Here is a 15,462-nt window from a genome sequence, read left to right as displayed (position 1 = left end):
CATGCCGTAGTGTTGGGCCTCTGACTCGGTCGTTTGGGGCCGCTTCGCGCTTGATCGCCGGCAAGCCGGCTTCAAAACCACATCCGAATGCCGGCAACGAAACGCGCTTCATCCACATCCCCGCCATCGTCACGAATCAGGTCTGCCGTCTTGCCGTAGGCGCGGCTCCAGGTGACGCCTATGTAGGGGGCGAATTGGCGCACGATCTCATACCGTAGACGCAGTCCGACTTCGGTGTTGGCGAGGCCGGAACCTACGCCGCGCTCAGGGTCATGCTTGCCGTAGAAATTAGCCTCAGCGGTGGGCTGCAGGATCAGGCGATTGGTCAGCAGGATGTCGTATTCGCCCTCCAGCCGAGCGGCAGTCTGGCCATTCTCGCCAATGAAGGCGGTGGCCTGGGCTTCGAAGTCGTACAGCGCCATGCCTTGAATACCGAAGGCCGCCCATGTCTGCGCAGACGCTGGCTTGAAGTCCTGGCGAACCCCTGCAACCACATCCCACCAAGGGCCAATGGCGCGGCCGTACAGAAGCTGCAATTCGGCGTCTTCGGTAACGCCGTTCGTGCGCTCGCCTTCGGAACGGATCCAGAGCCGGTTTATATCGCCCCCGACCCATCCCGAAGCATCCCAGGCCAGCGTGCTGCCTTCGTCGGCATCCTGATACTCAAGCTGATCCAGCAAGAAGAAGCTGTTGATACCGCTATCGTGAATCTCATGACCGCCCAATGGGGGAAATGCCGCTTCGCGGTCCGCATCGGTCAGGATGGGAATCGGCGTGCGACTGGTCGTCGTGGGGGCATTGGCAGGGCCATGGTTCATCTTCGAGTGGTCCATGGCGCCGTGATCCATGCTCATCGCCGAATGATCCATCGCTTCAGCCGCAAAGCTGGGCGCCCCACCCAGTGTGCCGAGGGACACCGCCAATGCCAGGAGCGAGGGGCGTGCCAGCCTATTGCTCATCGTTGCCTGCCTCATGATGTTCACCGGACCACGAGGAAGGGGCATGCGCCGCCAGAAGGCCTACCAGGGAGGCAAAATAGAAAACGGCGCTACGTTTCATGGGTTCGCTCATCTCGGATTTCCAGTTCATTCGTCCACACGGACTTCTCGGAACATGCCCATTTCCATGTGGAACAGCAGGTGGCAGTGATAAGCCCAACGGCCCAACGCATCGGCCGTTACGCGATAGCTGCGTTTTGAGCCAGGCGGCATGTCGAGGGTGTGTTTTCGCACCATGAAATTTCCGTGCTCGTCCTCCAGGTCGCTCCACATGCCGTGGAGATGGATGGGATGAGTCATCATGGTGTCGTTGACCAAGGTGATGCGAAGACGCTCGCCATATTTGAGGCGCAGGGGCTCGGCATCGGAAAACTTGATCCCGTCAAAGGACCAGGCGAACTTTTCCATATGCCCCGTAAGATGCAGTTCGATCGTGCGACCAGGCTCACGGCCATCAGGGTCCATGAACGTGCTGCGCAGATCCGCATAGGTCAGGACACGGCGTCCGTTGTTGCGCAGGCCGATGCCTGGATCGCTCAACTTAGGTGTCGGCGACATCGTCTGCATGTCGACCAAGGGATTGTTGGTCTCCGAATCCGGGTGGCTCTGCCTGGCTGCCATCTGGCCGTGGTCCATGCCGTGCATCGATCCGTGATCCACCCCACCCATGCTGCCGTGATCCATGCCCATATCGTTCATGGAGATGAGCGGGCGTGGGTCAACGGCTGGTACAGGCGCCTGCAGGCCTTCGCGGACGGCCAAGGTGCCTCGGGAGTAACCCGTACGATCCATGGACTGCGCGAAAATGGTGTACGCCTGCGCGTCCTCCGGCTCGACGATGACATCGTAGGTTTCAGCAACTGCGATGCGCAATTCATCGACGCTAACGGGGTTGACGTGTTGCCCATCCGCGGCCACCACCGTCATCTTCAAGCCTGGGATTCGCACATCGAAGTACGTCATGGCTGAAGCATTGATAAAGCGCAGGCGGATCTTTTCGCCCGGCTTGAAGATGCCCGTCCAGTTACTGTCTGGTGCCTGGCCGTTCATCAGGTAGGTGTAGGTATACCCGCTCACGTCGGCAAGATCGGTTGGGCTCATCTTCATCGCTGCCCACATTTTTCGATCCGCCATGGCGGCCGACCACCCCATCTCGCTTACGTCGTCGATGAAGTCGCCAACCGTGCGCTTGTGGAAGTTGTAATAGTCCGACTGCTTCTTGAGCTTGGACAGGACCTTGGCAGGATCCTCATCGGTCCAGTCGCTAAGCAGGACCACGTAATCCCGCTCATAGGTGAACGGTTCAGGCGCTTTCGCATCGATGACCAATGCACCATAAACCCCGGCCTGTTCCTGCAGGCCCGAATGGCTGTGGTACCAGTAGGTGCCGTTCTGGCGGACCTCGAACTGGTATTCATACATGCCATCGGGGGCGATGCCATGGAAGCTCAGGCCTGGAACACCATCCATGTTCGCCGGCAGGATGATGCCGTGCCAATGGATGGACGTGTCTTGCTTCAAGCGGTTGCGAACACGGAGCGTGACAGTGTCACCTTCTCGCCAGCGAAGAATGGGCCCGGGCAGCGAACCGTTGATCGCCATGGCGGTACGGGCGGCTCCGGTGACGTTGACCGGTAGCTCACCGATGTAGAGATCGAAATCGGTGCCTGTCAGCACGTTGGGCTGGCCAGGGCTGGTCACGGCCCAGACCGGCGTGCGCCACATGCCTAGTCCACCCAGTAGTCCAGTAGCGGCCAGGCCTTTGACGAAGGATCGTCTCGTGGTTTTGCTGTGCATGCCGTCGTGTCCAGTCAGGTCATTCGCTGATATCCAGGCTGCTCGACGTCGCAGCCTTCGGTTTCACAGGCCAGAGGCGATCATCGTCATGAGCGCTTCGAGCAAGCTCATCCGTTGTTCCGCAGCGGGTCACTGTCTTGGCTACGTTAGCGAGCCTGCGCTTTCAGGAAGCTGAGCCCGGCATTACAGATCTGTCAGGTTCGCGTGACGGTTCAACCCGGTCTGGACGCACCTGTCATGCAGGCTGAGGCGCAATGACAGGACTCAGCGATCGAGTAGGAGATGGGGCTTGCATGGCTGGATGGCCTATAGGCTGGAATTCTTCTCTTGCGCCATGAATACGGTGCGCGGGTGGATCACGAGGCTCAGGGAACGCCTGCAGACGCCTCGTGTGCAGGCCGACATACCGGGTCACTACAAGATCAAGCTGAAGGCTTTCGGCCACCGCCTGGTCTATCGCGTCGAGGATGAGCGGGTGGTGGTGTCGATGGGCAAAGGCGAGCGAGGCGAGGTCTCCAGTTTCTCGGGGGAAAGGTGTAAACCTTATTCAGGACGGGACAGGACAAATTAAAAAGCCGGCTTGTGGTCGGCCTTTTGTGTTTATAACTACATGATTTAAAATGATATTATGATTATTTGTTATGTTGACCCACACTATGACCCACATCCTGGCCTCGGGTTCCATGTGGGCGTTTTGAACGGCATTTTGGCTCGTGCTTTTGCAGTCTAGCTTGTCGTACTCCGGGGGATGGAAGCCTTGGTAGATGGGCTTATGTTCATTTAGGCTGTCGCAGATGGATTGGTAAGGTTTTTTCGCTGTGCACCCAGGGCATTCTGATCATGCCCCTTGCTGATGGGGGGCGATGGCTGTTGCTCAGCTACACTCGGCGCCGGACACCCGTTTTGGCATCAACCTTCGTGCGTACAGCCGTCAAGGCCTTGGGGCCCATCGATAACCATTGATAGCATTGTGAAGATCGTTTTTGCCGAGGAGGTCGCGCAGAGTGAAGAACACTCCTACCCAAAACCTCCCGGTCAACCTTGGCATGGTTGGCCGGGAGTCAGATGCAAAGTGGTCAAGCGACCAATTGCAGGGCGGCATCCAGAGCGCGTTGCTTGATCTGCGCGCCCTGTCCGAACCAGGCTGAGTCCAGCCGGTACTCATTGCTACGCGCACGACGTTCGTGGTCGACATATTCGGTTACCGCGTTGAGCAGGCCCCAAGCAGTGCCGCGAGCTGAGTCCAATTGGCTGCCTCGTCCACGTCCTTCGTACAGCTCCTGCACTTTGCGCAAGGCGCGCTCATTCGGCAGACTTTCTGGCAAGTTGCCGGTCGGTGAGGTTTCGCACATCACGTTCATGAAAAAACCCAAGGCCTCATGCCACTGCACTTTGCGTTCGGCCAGAGCACGCATGCGATCCATGAAGTCGTCCCATTGCGAGACGGCGATGCCGAGTTGCTTCTTTACCGCCTTCGGATCAAAGCGGGTGTTGTGCGGCACCTTGATCGCACGTGTAGTACCGTCCAAAGCGACAGTGAGGGTGTTGTTGCACACCACGCGCACAGTGGTCGGCGTTGCCGTCGTGGCCAATGTACCGTCGCAGGACGTGGCCAACAGCAGGTAACCGTTGACCTGGTCGTTGCCCTTGAGGGCAGATCCTTGTCCGGTACGCGCCAGCGCCCAGAACTTACGACCGCCCTTGAGCACGCCGGCTGTTTCCAGCTCGTAGCCGGAGACCTCGGTCAGGTCGCGGTAGAATTCCAAGACCTCCCGAGGTTGTACCGTGTGATAGCGCTGGGAAACCACCGACAGCGGCGCCTTGGTGTCTGAGCGGTAGAGGACCTTTTGCTCAGGGAAGGAGTGAATGGCCCCCAGGTGGCCGACGGCATCCGACTTGAAGTGCACAGGGCTTTCCAAGATTTGCCAGTTCATACCGGCTTCGCGCTGCCAGACTTCAATGGATTGTTTACGCGGCAGATTGTTGCCCAGGCCGTGCCAGGGAGTAGTCCCAACATAGGCCATTTGTTCGATTTGATGGGCCATGGAAGATATTCCTTTGAGCAATAGCCGGCATAAAGCGCTGCGCATTGCACAGCACCGGCAGAAATAGGGAGTGGAAAGGGGGCGGATAAGCGGAATAGGGATCGCGGGGCGTCAGTCGTAGAGGCTGAACTCGTGCCCGCATTCCAGGCACTGGTAATTGTTCAGCACTCTCTCATCGATTTGAGAGCCAATCGCTGCACCAGCTACCGCTCCGGAGGCGCCACCTACGAGCCCTCCGAAAATGGCTCCGGTAATACCGCCCAGGGCGATGCCGACAGGGCCGGCAAAAGCACCGACAGTCGCGCCAGCCTCGGCACCCGCTAGTACGCTGGACACGCCACTGGCGGCACCACCAATCGATCCGATGACACCACCGGCCTTTTTGCCGAGATCCTTCGTTGCAATGCGTGCAGAACTACATACGGGACAGTTCATGAGAGAAATTTTCCTATATCAGGCCGATTTAACCGTGGGAGAAGGCCTACTGCTAGGTCTTCAAATTAATGATATAGGTTTGGAAATTATTTGAATCTAATTTTCTGTTGGTTTCTGGCTGGAAGTGGTTGCCTGCTTAGCATTGATAGACTTGGCGTTGGTATATTTCGGTCGTTATGTCTGGTTTGGGCTAAGTGTTGCGAAGCAGTTTGGAGTTTTGCAGCTTTTCTGAGATGTATAAGCCCTTTTTAGCCTCTATTTCTACGAGTATTTCTAGTGCTCGTGCTCGACTGATTTCGTGTTGTTCTGATATTTTGTCTAGCGTCTCGACGGTCTTGTCTGACAGGACAAAGTTATATTGTGACTTTCCCTTTAGTGTGCTTCTGTATTTTCTTTGGTTCCATAGTTTTTTAATTTTCCCAATATAAAGTTCTTCTTGTTCGGAGGTGTAGTTCGCGTTGTCGAAAAAGATCAGTAGGTCCTCATATGTTTCGATGGGCGTGCGGAAGATGGAGAGGTATGTGTTCTTTTGTAGCCACTCGTAAGCGAGTGAGCATTTTTGATTGTCGTCTTTAAACCATGAGTATTTTTTGTCGTGGATTTTGTGCTCACGCCACCGCTGCTCCAGATTTTTGATTAGAGATGTCTTTTCGGTAAGGTCTCGTTTCCAGACGTCAAGTATTGCTATAGGGAGATCCCTTCCAGAAAGATTGAAGGGGAAGTTAAGTTGGCTGTGCTTGGTTGAGTTTTGAATTTCTTTTGTTAGCCATTCCACTAGTCGACGTTCGTTCGTGATCCACTCTAGGTGTTTCTTGGGGGTGAGTTGCTCTCGTCTTCTTTGCAATAGTGGATCGACCTTCCATTTGTTTGCTTGGAGATATCGAGCCATCTTGTCTCGCATTCCATAGTCTGGGAGTGCTTCTTTATTGAAACTTTTTTCGAAGAAAACGAGTGTGTACCAAAGCCATATGTCATGGCGCTCGCTGTACTCGGAATCGCCGAGAACCTGGCTTAACTCATCGTTGTAACGTATCGCCATACTAGGATCACTCTATGCAAACTCAAGGAAGAGGCTAGATTTACACTATCGTGATTATCGAGTCAATCTAGGCGTACTCTAGTAGTGCAAAATTCTCTTGGATACACAATTTCACTGGGTCTGTAGGTGTGTTTGTGGCTATTTACGTTTGAAAAAGGCAAGTCCTCTGAGACGAACATGATCCCCCAGAGGGGTGCTGAGGGTAGGAGGCAATGGACGGATGGCGAGGGGGTGGCGTGCCGACAAGGTGTGGGGTGGGTTCGTCGTCCGTCAAATTTTACTGGCCTTGCCAATCCTCTGGACGAATACAGGAGCTACGTTCATGAGGATAATCCGCCTGAAAGAGGTCATGGATCTTACTGGTCTTTCCCGATCCACGATTTATAAGTACATCGCAGAAGGTCAGTTTCCAATTCCGGTGCCGTTAGGGGATCGATGCGTCGGCTGGCTAGAAAGCGAAGTTCACGACTGGATTCTCGCTAAGGTGGCTGAGCGTGATAAAGCTTTAGGCCTGGCTAGCTGATAATTTGCGTTGACGAGCATAGTCGCCATCATGATCTGGTTGATGTCGGATCATGATGGTTTTTTGCCGGAGTTGAATGAGTGAGGTATTTGCTGGTTTTTAATAATGGTTTGGTCGGTATTGGTGGGTATGTGTTGTCATTTTGTTCTCGGTATGGGTAGTATGCTTTTATTAAGTAACTATCAATTGTGCTGTTAGGGCGGCTGATACTTGCTTCTGCTGATGGCTGTCTGTATCTATATCCATCATGATGTGAGAATGGCTAATGCTTACTCGTACCGCTGATTCTATATCTATCCAATGCTTGGCATGATATTTTCTGTCTGAAGGCTATCTACTCCCTAGCAGACCCCTTGGTGCCTAGGGCGACCCAGTGCATCACATGCTACCCAAGCACTTATCTCCCCAGTGATTTTCTCTTCAGGTTAGGTGATGTGCAGGATGTTTGGGTAGGGAAGGTTGGCGCCGTGTAACTCGTAAATAAATACCACGCTTGCTGAGTATATGAGTCTTAGCAAAGAGAGTGGTTACCATGCTGCGTCATCCCGATAACACCAACCTTCACATTCACGCTGGCGATCTGTTTGAAGGTCTTCCAGTCATGATCGAGAAGGGGCCATTTGTAACTGAGTACTTGGCTGCATTGAAACGCACCGTTGAAAACGCGCTTAGCCAGTATCCGAGACTGTTAGCCTTTAGAATCGATCTACGTCTGCCAATCGGTATCGACTTGCCTGATTACGCATACACCAACCAAGTCATCAGCAGATTTATTGAATCGTTCAAGGCCAAGATCGAGCACAACCGACTGAAGGCCCGTGAGCGGTATCTCTACGCTCATGGGTGTAAGGTTCGTTACGTATGGGCCAGGGAGGAGGGGACAGGGCACCGGCCGCATTATCACGTTCTGATTCTGCTCAATCGAAATGCCTTCTACACGGTGGGGAAACTGCAGTCTGATAACGCCAACATGATCAGTCGCTTGCAGGAGGCGTGGGCCAGTGCCTTGAGGCTGCAGGTCGATCAGGTGGCAGGTCTGGTGGAGGTCCCGGACAACCCGGCGTACAGGGTGGATCGCGGGGACACTGGGGCGTTGTCCGGCCTGTTCCATCGTGCCAGTTACCTGTGCAAGGTCGCTTCCAAAGCCTATGGAAATGGCCAGCATGGCTTTGGATGCAGTCGGGGGTGATGTAGTTACTGCTGAGACCCTGGCTTGTCAGGCTATGAACTCTGGCCTAGTTGAGTGATTGACCGGGCTGGAGATCGTCGCAATGCTCCAGATCACCTTCATCAATTTCGTCGCAGGCTGGTTATTGCATTCACCGCGGTTTTGGCAATGGCACTATCCAATGGTGAATAATGGCAATATGCCGCTGTACGTGAATGGTCACTGTCGATTACCCTTGTCGACTTGGAGTAGGTGAACAGGAAGCAATAGAACGCTTGCATTCGACTTTCTTCAGGGGAGTCTCCGCGCGACCGGTAAGCCCGTACGTCAGCGATGGCTGTACCTGCTGGTCGCTGCGCGAGCAGTTCGCCTGTCCTGAAATTCCCGGCAGTGCGCCAGGCTTAGCTCTACAGAAACACAGGAGAAGCAGGGAGACATCACCCGAGCGTGCGGCTAAGATCGCCGTCGAACTCTGCCTGCCAGCGGAGGAATTTCATTGGTACAAAGTGAGCAAGGATGTAGGGAATGTTCGTAATCAAGGGCCCGCGTTGATCACACCAATCGAGGCAGCGTCAGAGGAAGGAAAATGAGAGGCCGAGAGGGCACAATATCCAACGGAAACAGGTCACTACGACCTCTCTGCGTCCCTTACCACTACTGCAAGGTATAACCACCATCTACAACAATATCCTGGCCGTAGATGCTGCGTGCTCGCTCGGACAGAAGGAACAGAATCACATCTGCCACCGCTTCTGGCTCAAGAAAGTTACCTTCGAGCAAACGTTGGTTGACCTTATCTGCCACAGAAGACAACGTCGCATTATCCAACCCTAATGATCCCCAGATCGGAGTAGCGGTTGGCCCTGGTGATACAACGTTCACTCTAATTCCTGCCTCAGCCAGTTCGACGGCCAACGTTCGTGCATGCGCCGTCAGTGCTGATTTCGACGCGATGTAGCCGGCCAAGCCTGGGAAGGCCAACATGGAAAGGAAAGTCCCCACAAATACAACTGACGCGGGCCTCGCCAACTGGGCTCGCAAAGCTGAAAGCGTGTTAAGCGCACCAGCACCATTCGTGGCCCAGTTTCGCTCAAATCCCTTACTCTCCAAGCTGTCTTCAAGTACAGCGACGCCTGCATTCGGCACGAGAAAATCTACAGGCCCGATTCTGGAGGCGCAGTGTGCAAGCTGCTCAAGATCCGAACTTACTGTCACATCGCCCCTGACGATATGAAGGCGATCACCATGCATCTCTTTGAGCGTAGCCAGCCCGCCCAGGCTACGGGACATCGCCACTACATTCGCTCCTTGACTGAGTAATCGTTGAACGACTACCAGACCGATACCTGAACTCGCCCCAGTTACCACAGCCACGCGATTGTCGAACTCAATTGTCATGTTTCAGCTCTTGAATAGTAAAAGACCCACCCAGCATCCTCATATTTCATGCCAACCTAAAATTTCATAATAATCAAAGGGCTGGCGATTTATAGAGTCAACTTAACAACGAGCTATTCTTGTCAAAATGACTAATGTCGAGTTTTTTTGACACTCATTAGTAGTTTTATTCGCGAGTTCCTGAGAGGGCAGAAAAATCGTGTCGCACTAGCTCTCCTTCAAAGTGACATTCCCGTCCACTCTTCAGAAATGCGCCAGAGCTGCTCTGCCAACTCGGGATTGGCCGCCCATCGCGCTACCCCCCTGCGACCTGCCTCGGAGTTGTTGATCGGCGCGACATTACAGTCTTCGCAATAGACACCGCCCTTGCCTTCCAATGCCGAACTGGTCGCGCACCACAGTCCCGTTGCCGCCCCCTGTTCCAGGTTTTTGAGGCCGATCTCCGGTGCGTTTCTTTGCTGGCCGTTCTCATCAAAGACGTCAAACGCCTCGATCTCGGCGCTGCTCAGGTGACGTCCCAAGTTAGTCAGAATCTGACCGGGGTGAAGGGAGAAAGCTCGCACGCCCTGGCCAGAACCGCGTTGGTCGAGACCTATGGCGAACAGTGCGTTGGCGGTTTTTGACTGACCGTACGCGGCCCATTTGTCGTAGGGACGATGGATGAAGTCGATGTCATCAAAGTCGACACCGGCAATCTGATGGCCTCGCGATGAAAACGAGATCACCCGGGCAGTGCCTGCTGCAACAAGTGCTGGCCACAACCCACTTACCAGACGGAAGTGCCCCAGATGGTTGATCGCGAACTGACTTTCGTGCCCATCGACATCTCGTGCCAGGGGCGAGGCCATGACGCCCGCGCAATTGATCAACAACGAGAGCGGTTGCCCGCGCCGCACGACCTGACCGGTGAACGTCTGAATGGAATCGGCATCGATCAGATCCATCGCGTGGACAGAGATACGCTCTTCGCCCGCCAGGGCCTTGCGCGCACGATCTGGGTCTCTGGCCGGGACAATGACCTTGGCACCTGCGCGGGCCAGACTTTTGGCGGTGACCAGCCCCAGGCCGGAATACCCACCGGTGACAACAGCGAGATGCCCGGCGAGATTCACTCCGGCCATGACCTCGGTCGCGGTACTGGCGGCGGAAAAAGGTGAAAGAACAGTTTTTTGAGGCGTTGTCATGAGCGGCTCCTCGTTGCTTGGCTTTGACGCTCATTGTTCTTTAAGATGCCTGGACGAAATAGTTCAGATAATCCAGGTTTCTGTCTTGATCATCCAAAATCCCGTCTTAGATCCCTTATCCGATGTCCTCGCGCTGGCCGGGCTCCGCGTCGCCTGCTCCGTGTGCCTGCAGGCGGGTGGGCAATGGGCCTTGCGTTTTCGTCCGATTGAACTCAAATTCAACGTCGTTCGGCGGGGACAGTGCTGGCTGCGCATCGAGGGCAGCCCGGCGCGCCACTTGCAGACGGGCGACTGCTTCGTGATATCCCGCACCCCGTTCATTTTGGCGAGCGATCCGGAAGGCGATGCGGTCAATGCGTCCGATGCCTTCGCCCAGTCCAGCACACTCGCCACCTTGGGTGCCGGTGACGATGTGGAGTTATTGGGCGGCAGTTTGAGTCTGATCAATGCTGGCGCAAGCGAGCTGCTGTCGCTGCTGCCACCTGCGATCATCATCCATGCAACCTCGGGAGCCGCTTCGTCGTTCGCCTGGCTGCTGGATGAGCTGGACAGGGAATGGCAATCAGCGCAACCCGGCGCCAACGCCATGTGTAATGGCCTGCTTCGTCTGATTTTCGTCCACGCGTTGCGACATCACATCAACACTGCCGATATCGCCGACCTTGCCTGGCTGGGAGGCCTGCGCGACCCTGCCATCGCCAACGTAATGCGTGCCATTCACGGTGCCCCGGAGAAATCCTGGAAGTTGGCGCAGATGGCGGAGATCGCTTGCATGTCGCGATCCAGCTTCGCGGCACTCTTCAAGCACCGCGTGGGACATTCTCCTGTTGAGTACGCGACTCGCTGGCGCATGCAAGTTGCCGCCTCTAGGTTATATGCGAGCCGGGACAGTGTGGCGACCGTGGCGGCCTCATTGGGTTATCTGTCAGACGCTGCTTTTGGAGTCGCCTTTCGCCGGGTTCACGGAAAATCGCCAGGGCAATATCGGCGAGAGGCAATACGTGAAGGCGTTCAATAGTAGCCCTGCGCACGTTGGCATCCACGCTGGAAGGTCGCAGATCAAGATCTACAATTCTCGGATCTGAGCATGGCTTAGTTGGAAGGTCTCTTCTTGACTCTGTGTGACTAGGCCACGCGTGGCTACAGTAGGTTCCAGCAAACATCAACCCACTGTGAGTGACCGCCATGAACAACCGTCTTGATTACTTCAAGCTGTCCCCTCAAGCTTCCAACAAGCTGGTGGAGCTGACGATACAACTGAGCGAGAAGCCGCTACTGGGTATCCGCCCAGCCAACACATCTTCCTGACGCAACCGCCGAAGGGCCTGGTGTCCACCTAATTTAAGTGGACACCATTTCTGGCCCATCAAGCGGATCTTCCATGCACCCTCAGCGCCGTACCTACAGCAAATCCTTCAAAGCCCAGGTTATCCAGGAGTGCGCCGAGCCTGGCGCCTCCATCGCAAACATCGCTTTGGGCTACAGCCTCAATGCCGACCTCGTCCACAAATGGATTCGGCTGCACAATCAAAAAAACGTAGCGCTTCAACCTCCGTTCATCCCGCTGCAGCGTCAGATGCTCGGCGCTGGCACGCATGCTCAGCCCTCCACTATTAGCCGTGAAATCCAGCACCCGCGTACACCCATCAAGATGACTTGGCCAGTGGACAGCGCAGCCGCCTGCGCAAGCTTTCTTCGAGAACTGTTGCGATGACCCGCACCGATACCATCTGGCTTACCACCGAGCCGATGGACATGCGCGCCGGCACCGAAACGGCCTTGGCCCGTGTTGTCGCGGTCTTCGGTGCGGCGAAGCCGCACTGCGCTTATCTCTTCGCCAACCGTCGCGCCAACCGGATAAAAGTGTTGGTACATGACTGCGTTGGCGTGTGGCTGGCGGCACGCCGACTCAACCAGGGCAAATTCCACTGGCCGGGCATTCGTCACGGCTCTCAAGTGGAACTGGACAGCGAGCAAGTTCAGGCGCTTATCGTGGGGTTACCTTGGCAGCGACAGACCACGGTCGCCCAAATAACCATTGATCACCGCCAGAATCCCAGCCGCCAACTCGTGTTTCTCCAGTAAACGGCGGAAGTTGAGGATGGTGGTTTCATCGGGAATGCGCTCCAGGCTCAAGCCGACGAACTGACGCAGGATGGTGGTCTCATACAGGGCTTCCTCCATCGCCGGGTCGCTGTAGCCGAACCAGTTCTGCATCAGATGTATGCGCAGCATCGCCATCAACGGATATGCCGGGCGACCACCTTCACCCCTGGGGTAGTGCGGTTCGATCAAGGCAATCAAACCCTTCCATGGCACCACCTGATCCATCTCGCTCAGGAACAGCTCCTTGCGGGTCTGCTTGCGCTTGTCGGCGTACTCGGCGTCGGTGAAAGTCATCTCTTCATTGGGGTATTCGCTCAACGGGATCGGCGTATTTCACCAGAAACCGGAAGTCTTCTTCAGAGTTTCCCTAAAGGCAGTTACACCGTCACCCTGAAATGGGTGTTAAGAGGTGTATTGGCTTGCTCTGAACCGGGATCCGCTTCGTACGGTGGGGCAGCATTTTGCCGCCGATAGTTGCCACTCGAAACGGCAACCCCCCTGTTCCGAAATCGTTAGAAAGAAACGGACGATGCAGGCAGAGGGTGGTCGCATTGTGGGATGTCAATAGTCCCAGAAGCCGGCGATCCAGCGGAAGGCATTACCATCCAGCGCCACCCGGCCTACAGATGGGAAGGGCAGGTGAGTGGCGATGAACACTTCGCCGCTCGCTGCGGCCTCGCGCAGCAGGCGTACACGGACATGGACGGACTCTTCCGGGTCGTGTTCAAAACCGTTGTGCCATTCCGGATGATCGAACGCTACAGGGAATAGTGCGTCGCCGGCAAAGGTCAGGCGTTCTCCTCCAGAATTCACGTAGACGATGCAATGGCCGGGAGTGTGGCCGCCAGTGAGTTTCGCCACTACGCCCGGCGCCACTTCGTACTCGTCTTCGAAGATGTACAGGCGGCTTTGGTAGTAGGCCATAAACTCGTTGGCAGTACGGCGCAGTACATCCGGTACAGGCTGTGGCATCTCGGTTAGGGTGAAGTCAGGGATTTTCCAGAAGTCGACTTCGGTAGCAGTAACGTGGATACGCACGTCAGGGCTCAAGCCGTTTCTCACCGTGTCGACGAGCAGACCACCGATATGGTCCATGTGCATATGGGTGATCACGATATCGGTTATTGACGACAACTCGATACCCGCATCCTTCAGACGCTTTGGGAACTGACCTGCACGGGGAAAGCCTGGAAACTGGTTGCCTAGGCCTGCGTCCACCAAAATAATTTGATCACCGCTACGTACTACCAGCACGTTCAGCGCCCAGTCAAACATGTCTGGCCCCAGATGCATCTCCTTGAACCACGCCGCGCGCTCAGCCGGGTCGGCGTTGGTGGACATCGTCTCAGTAGGTAGCGGCAGCACACCGTCGCTGACTACCAGCACGTCGATCTCGCCCACGCGCAGGGCGTAGCGTGAAGGTACCAGGTCTTGAGTGGGGGAGGCTGTACCTGGCTGGGCAAAGGTTTTCAGGTGCATGGTCATGGTTGTTCTCCTATCGCTTTTAGGTCGAATTCATCAGGCGTGTAGCACTTCCTCAGAGCGAGGAAGTGCAGGTGGGCAATCAGGCCACAGGGATCAGAGGATCGGCGGCGGCCAAGGCGAGGTCCCGCTCTGCGGCTGGCGGGTAGATCCACATGGTGTTGATCTGCGTCTTGAGTTCCTTGGCTTCCGCTTTCACAAGCTTTAGTTGGCGGTCCCAGCCTTCGGTGTACACGGCACCCCACGTGCCCAGGTCGAGGCAGGTGACGTACTTGGGTTGGCGGTATTGGGTTGGAGCAACGTCCAGTAGGTCGGCGGCAGCATTGTTGCCAGCATGGCGGCCCAGGCTGATGGCGTGTTGGCAGGACATCACGGCGAAGTTGCCGATATCGTCGGTGGCGGCATAGGCCACATCGCCTGCGGCAAATATGTTCTGCAGTCCCCGAACCTTGAGGTTTCCATCTACGTACAGGCGCCCTTGGCCGTCACGCTGGGCAGTCAACTGCTCGGTCAGTGGGCTGGCGCGAAAGCCAGCAGTCCAGATCACCGTGTGACTCTCGATGTGGCGTCCATCTGCGAGACTAACTCCCAGGGCGTCCACCGCGGAAACCGTGGCACCGGTGATCCATTCGATACCTAAGCTGTCGGAGGCCTCGATGATAGACGGTCGAATGCCGTCGCCCATCGCCGCCCCAATACTCTCGCCACGGTCGATAATGACCACGCGTATGTCCTGCTCGCCTCCCAGAATCGCGCGTAGCCGGGCCGGCATTTCAGTGGCGGTCTCGATGCCAGTAAAGCCACCTCCTGCGATCACCACTGTATTGCGTGCGCGACTTTCCGGCTGGTTGCGCAGTGACAACAGGTGGTTTTCCAAGTGCGCCGCCGATTCGATCTGGTCAACGTCAAAAGCATGCTCTTTCAGACCAGGGACAGGTGGGCGCGCCAGTTGGCTACCGCTTGCCAGTACCAGGCGGTCGTAGTCCAGTTCGGCGGAGCAGCCGGTTTCATCGTGATAGGTGACCTTGCGGGACTGTTCGTCGATGCTTTTGGCGGTGCCTTTGACGAAACGTATGCCTACCGCGCCGAACAGGTCAGTCAGCGGGGCGAACATACTGCGTACGTCGGGTTCGTAAAAACGCGGGCGAATGCGCAGTTCGGCCTGGGGGGCCAGCAGGGTAATTTCCACATCACTGCGGCCGTGCATGTCCAGTAAGCGAGCGGCGCTCAAAGCGCTCCACAGTCCACCGAAGCCTGCACCAATAACCAGAAGTTTTCGTTTCATAA

At 55.9% G+C, this 15,462-nt stretch carries 16 protein-coding genes and 1 pseudogene; 7 read left to right on the top strand and 10 right to left on the bottom strand.

The genetic code is table 11. From position 1 onward, the window contains the following. Positions 1 to 71 precede the first annotated feature (71 nt). Both NJF35_RS23190 and NJF35_RS23185 read right to left on the bottom strand, forming a co-directional pair. Complete coding sequence (locus NJF35_RS23190) at positions 72 to 959, bottom strand: copper resistance protein B (protein ID WP_225788745.1); 888 nt, start codon at positions 957 to 959, stop codon at positions 72 to 74. A 126-nt stretch (positions 960 to 1,085) separates the two neighbouring features. Next, positions 1,086 to 2,795: a copper resistance system multicopper oxidase gene (locus NJF35_RS23185; RefSeq protein WP_253091531.1), complete on the bottom strand. Its 1,710-nt coding sequence runs from the start codon at positions 2,793 to 2,795 to the stop codon at positions 1,086 to 1,088. A gap of 289 nt (positions 2,796 to 3,084) precedes the next feature. Between NJF35_RS23185 and NJF35_RS23180 the strand changes: the two genes are divergently transcribed. Beyond that, positions 3,085 to 3,366 carry a type II toxin-antitoxin system mRNA interferase toxin, RelE/StbE family gene (locus NJF35_RS23180; protein WP_410896927.1) on the top strand — a complete coding sequence of 94 codons (282 nt, stop codon included), beginning with the start codon at positions 3,085 to 3,087 and terminating at the stop codon, positions 3,364 to 3,366. A gap of 505 nt (positions 3,367 to 3,871) precedes the next feature. On the opposite strand, the gene NJF35_RS23175 is transcribed toward NJF35_RS23180, so the two are convergent. The 3 genes from NJF35_RS23175 to NJF35_RS23165 form a co-directional block, all read right to left on the bottom strand. Next, on the bottom strand, positions 3,872 to 4,840 hold the full coding sequence (locus tag NJF35_RS23175; protein WP_225788743.1) for a DUF932 domain-containing protein: 969 nt from the start codon (positions 4,838 to 4,840) through the stop codon (positions 3,872 to 3,874). 111 nt (positions 4,841 to 4,951) lie between these two features. Continuing rightward, positions 4,952 to 5,275 carry a hypothetical protein gene (locus NJF35_RS23170; RefSeq protein WP_225788741.1) on the bottom strand — a complete coding sequence of 108 codons (324 nt, stop codon included), beginning with the start codon at positions 5,273 to 5,275 and terminating at the stop codon, positions 4,952 to 4,954. Between the two features lie 190 nt (positions 5,276 to 5,465). After that, the gene (locus tag NJF35_RS23165; protein WP_225788740.1) at positions 5,466 to 6,314 is read right to left on the bottom strand and encodes a hypothetical protein; all 849 of its coding nucleotides are present in this window, start codon (positions 6,312 to 6,314) and stop codon (positions 5,466 to 5,468) included. 322 nt (positions 6,315 to 6,636) lie between these two features. On the opposite strand from NJF35_RS23165, the gene NJF35_RS23160 reads away from it, so the two are divergent. Both NJF35_RS23160 and NJF35_RS23155 read left to right on the top strand, forming a co-directional pair. Beyond that, positions 6,637 to 6,837, top strand: a complete 201-nt coding sequence (locus tag NJF35_RS23160; RefSeq protein ID WP_181126733.1) for a helix-turn-helix transcriptional regulator — start codon at positions 6,637 to 6,639, stop codon at positions 6,835 to 6,837. A gap of 532 nt (positions 6,838 to 7,369) precedes the next feature. Further along, positions 7,370 to 8,026 carry an inovirus Gp2 family protein gene (locus tag NJF35_RS23155; RefSeq protein ID WP_253091530.1) on the top strand — a complete coding sequence of 219 codons (657 nt, stop codon included), beginning with the start codon at positions 7,370 to 7,372 and terminating at the stop codon, positions 8,024 to 8,026. Between the two features lie 633 nt (positions 8,027 to 8,659). On the opposite strand, the gene NJF35_RS23150 is transcribed toward NJF35_RS23155, so the two are convergent. Continuing rightward, on the bottom strand, positions 8,660 to 9,403 hold the full coding sequence (locus NJF35_RS23150) for an SDR family NAD(P)-dependent oxidoreductase (protein ID WP_253091529.1): 744 nt from the start codon (positions 9,401 to 9,403) through the stop codon (positions 8,660 to 8,662). Between the two features lie 218 nt (positions 9,404 to 9,621). Further along, positions 9,622 to 10,587, bottom strand: a complete 966-nt coding sequence (locus NJF35_RS23145) for an oxidoreductase (RefSeq protein WP_225788737.1) — start codon at positions 10,585 to 10,587, stop codon at positions 9,622 to 9,624. Here NJF35_RS23145 and NJF35_RS23140 point away from each other — a divergent pair. From NJF35_RS23140 to tnpB, 4 genes are all read left to right on the top strand, one after another. Beyond that, positions 10,586 to 11,605 (top strand): AraC family transcriptional regulator, encoded by a 1,020-nt coding sequence (locus NJF35_RS23140; protein ID WP_253091528.1) that lies wholly within the window; start codon positions 10,586 to 10,588, stop codon positions 11,603 to 11,605. The genes NJF35_RS23145 and NJF35_RS23140 overlap by 2 nt on opposite strands. A 167-nt stretch (positions 11,606 to 11,772) precedes the next feature. Further along, positions 11,773 to 11,895 (top strand): hypothetical protein, encoded by a 123-nt coding sequence (locus tag NJF35_RS24710; RefSeq protein WP_262923563.1) that lies wholly within the window; start codon positions 11,773 to 11,775, stop codon positions 11,893 to 11,895. A gap of 73 nt (positions 11,896 to 11,968) precedes the next feature. Next, positions 11,969 to 12,301 carry a transposase gene (locus NJF35_RS23135; RefSeq protein WP_225788735.1) on the top strand — a complete coding sequence of 111 codons (333 nt, stop codon included), beginning with the start codon at positions 11,969 to 11,971 and terminating at the stop codon, positions 12,299 to 12,301. Beyond that, a complete protein-coding gene (gene tnpB / locus NJF35_RS23130; RefSeq protein ID WP_262923562.1) occupies positions 12,298 to 12,672 on the top strand; it encodes an IS66 family insertion sequence element accessory protein TnpB in 375 nt (124 codons plus the stop codon). The genes NJF35_RS23135 and tnpB overlap by 4 nt, the downstream gene beginning before the upstream one ends. Here tnpB and NJF35_RS23125 read toward each other — a convergent pair. From NJF35_RS23125 to NJF35_RS23115, 3 genes and pseudogenes are all read right to left on the bottom strand, one after another. Beyond that, a pseudogene (locus tag NJF35_RS23125) lies at positions 12,595 to 12,987 on the bottom strand (transposase); the annotation flags it as partial. The gene tnpB and the pseudogene NJF35_RS23125 sit on opposite strands and share 78 nt — an antisense overlap. A gap of 267 nt (positions 12,988 to 13,254) precedes the next feature. Further along, the gene (locus tag NJF35_RS23120; RefSeq protein WP_225788733.1) at positions 13,255 to 14,178 is read right to left on the bottom strand and encodes an MBL fold metallo-hydrolase; all 924 of its coding nucleotides are present in this window, start codon (positions 14,176 to 14,178) and stop codon (positions 13,255 to 13,257) included. Between the two features lie 79 nt (positions 14,179 to 14,257). Beyond that, positions 14,258 to 15,460, bottom strand: coding sequence for an NAD(P)/FAD-dependent oxidoreductase (locus tag NJF35_RS23115; RefSeq protein WP_225788732.1), 1,203 nt, complete (start codon positions 15,458 to 15,460; stop codon positions 14,258 to 14,260). Between the last annotated feature and the right edge of the window lie 2 nt (positions 15,461 to 15,462).

The sequence above is a fragment of the Pseudomonas guariconensis genome (assembly GCF_024127895.1).
GTDB classification, from domain to species: Bacteria; Pseudomonadota; Gammaproteobacteria; order Pseudomonadales; family Pseudomonadaceae; genus Aquipseudomonas; species Aquipseudomonas guariconensis_B.
The sequence above is the reverse complement of the archived record's forward strand: the minus strand, read 5'-3'. Positions and strand labels throughout refer to the sequence as shown.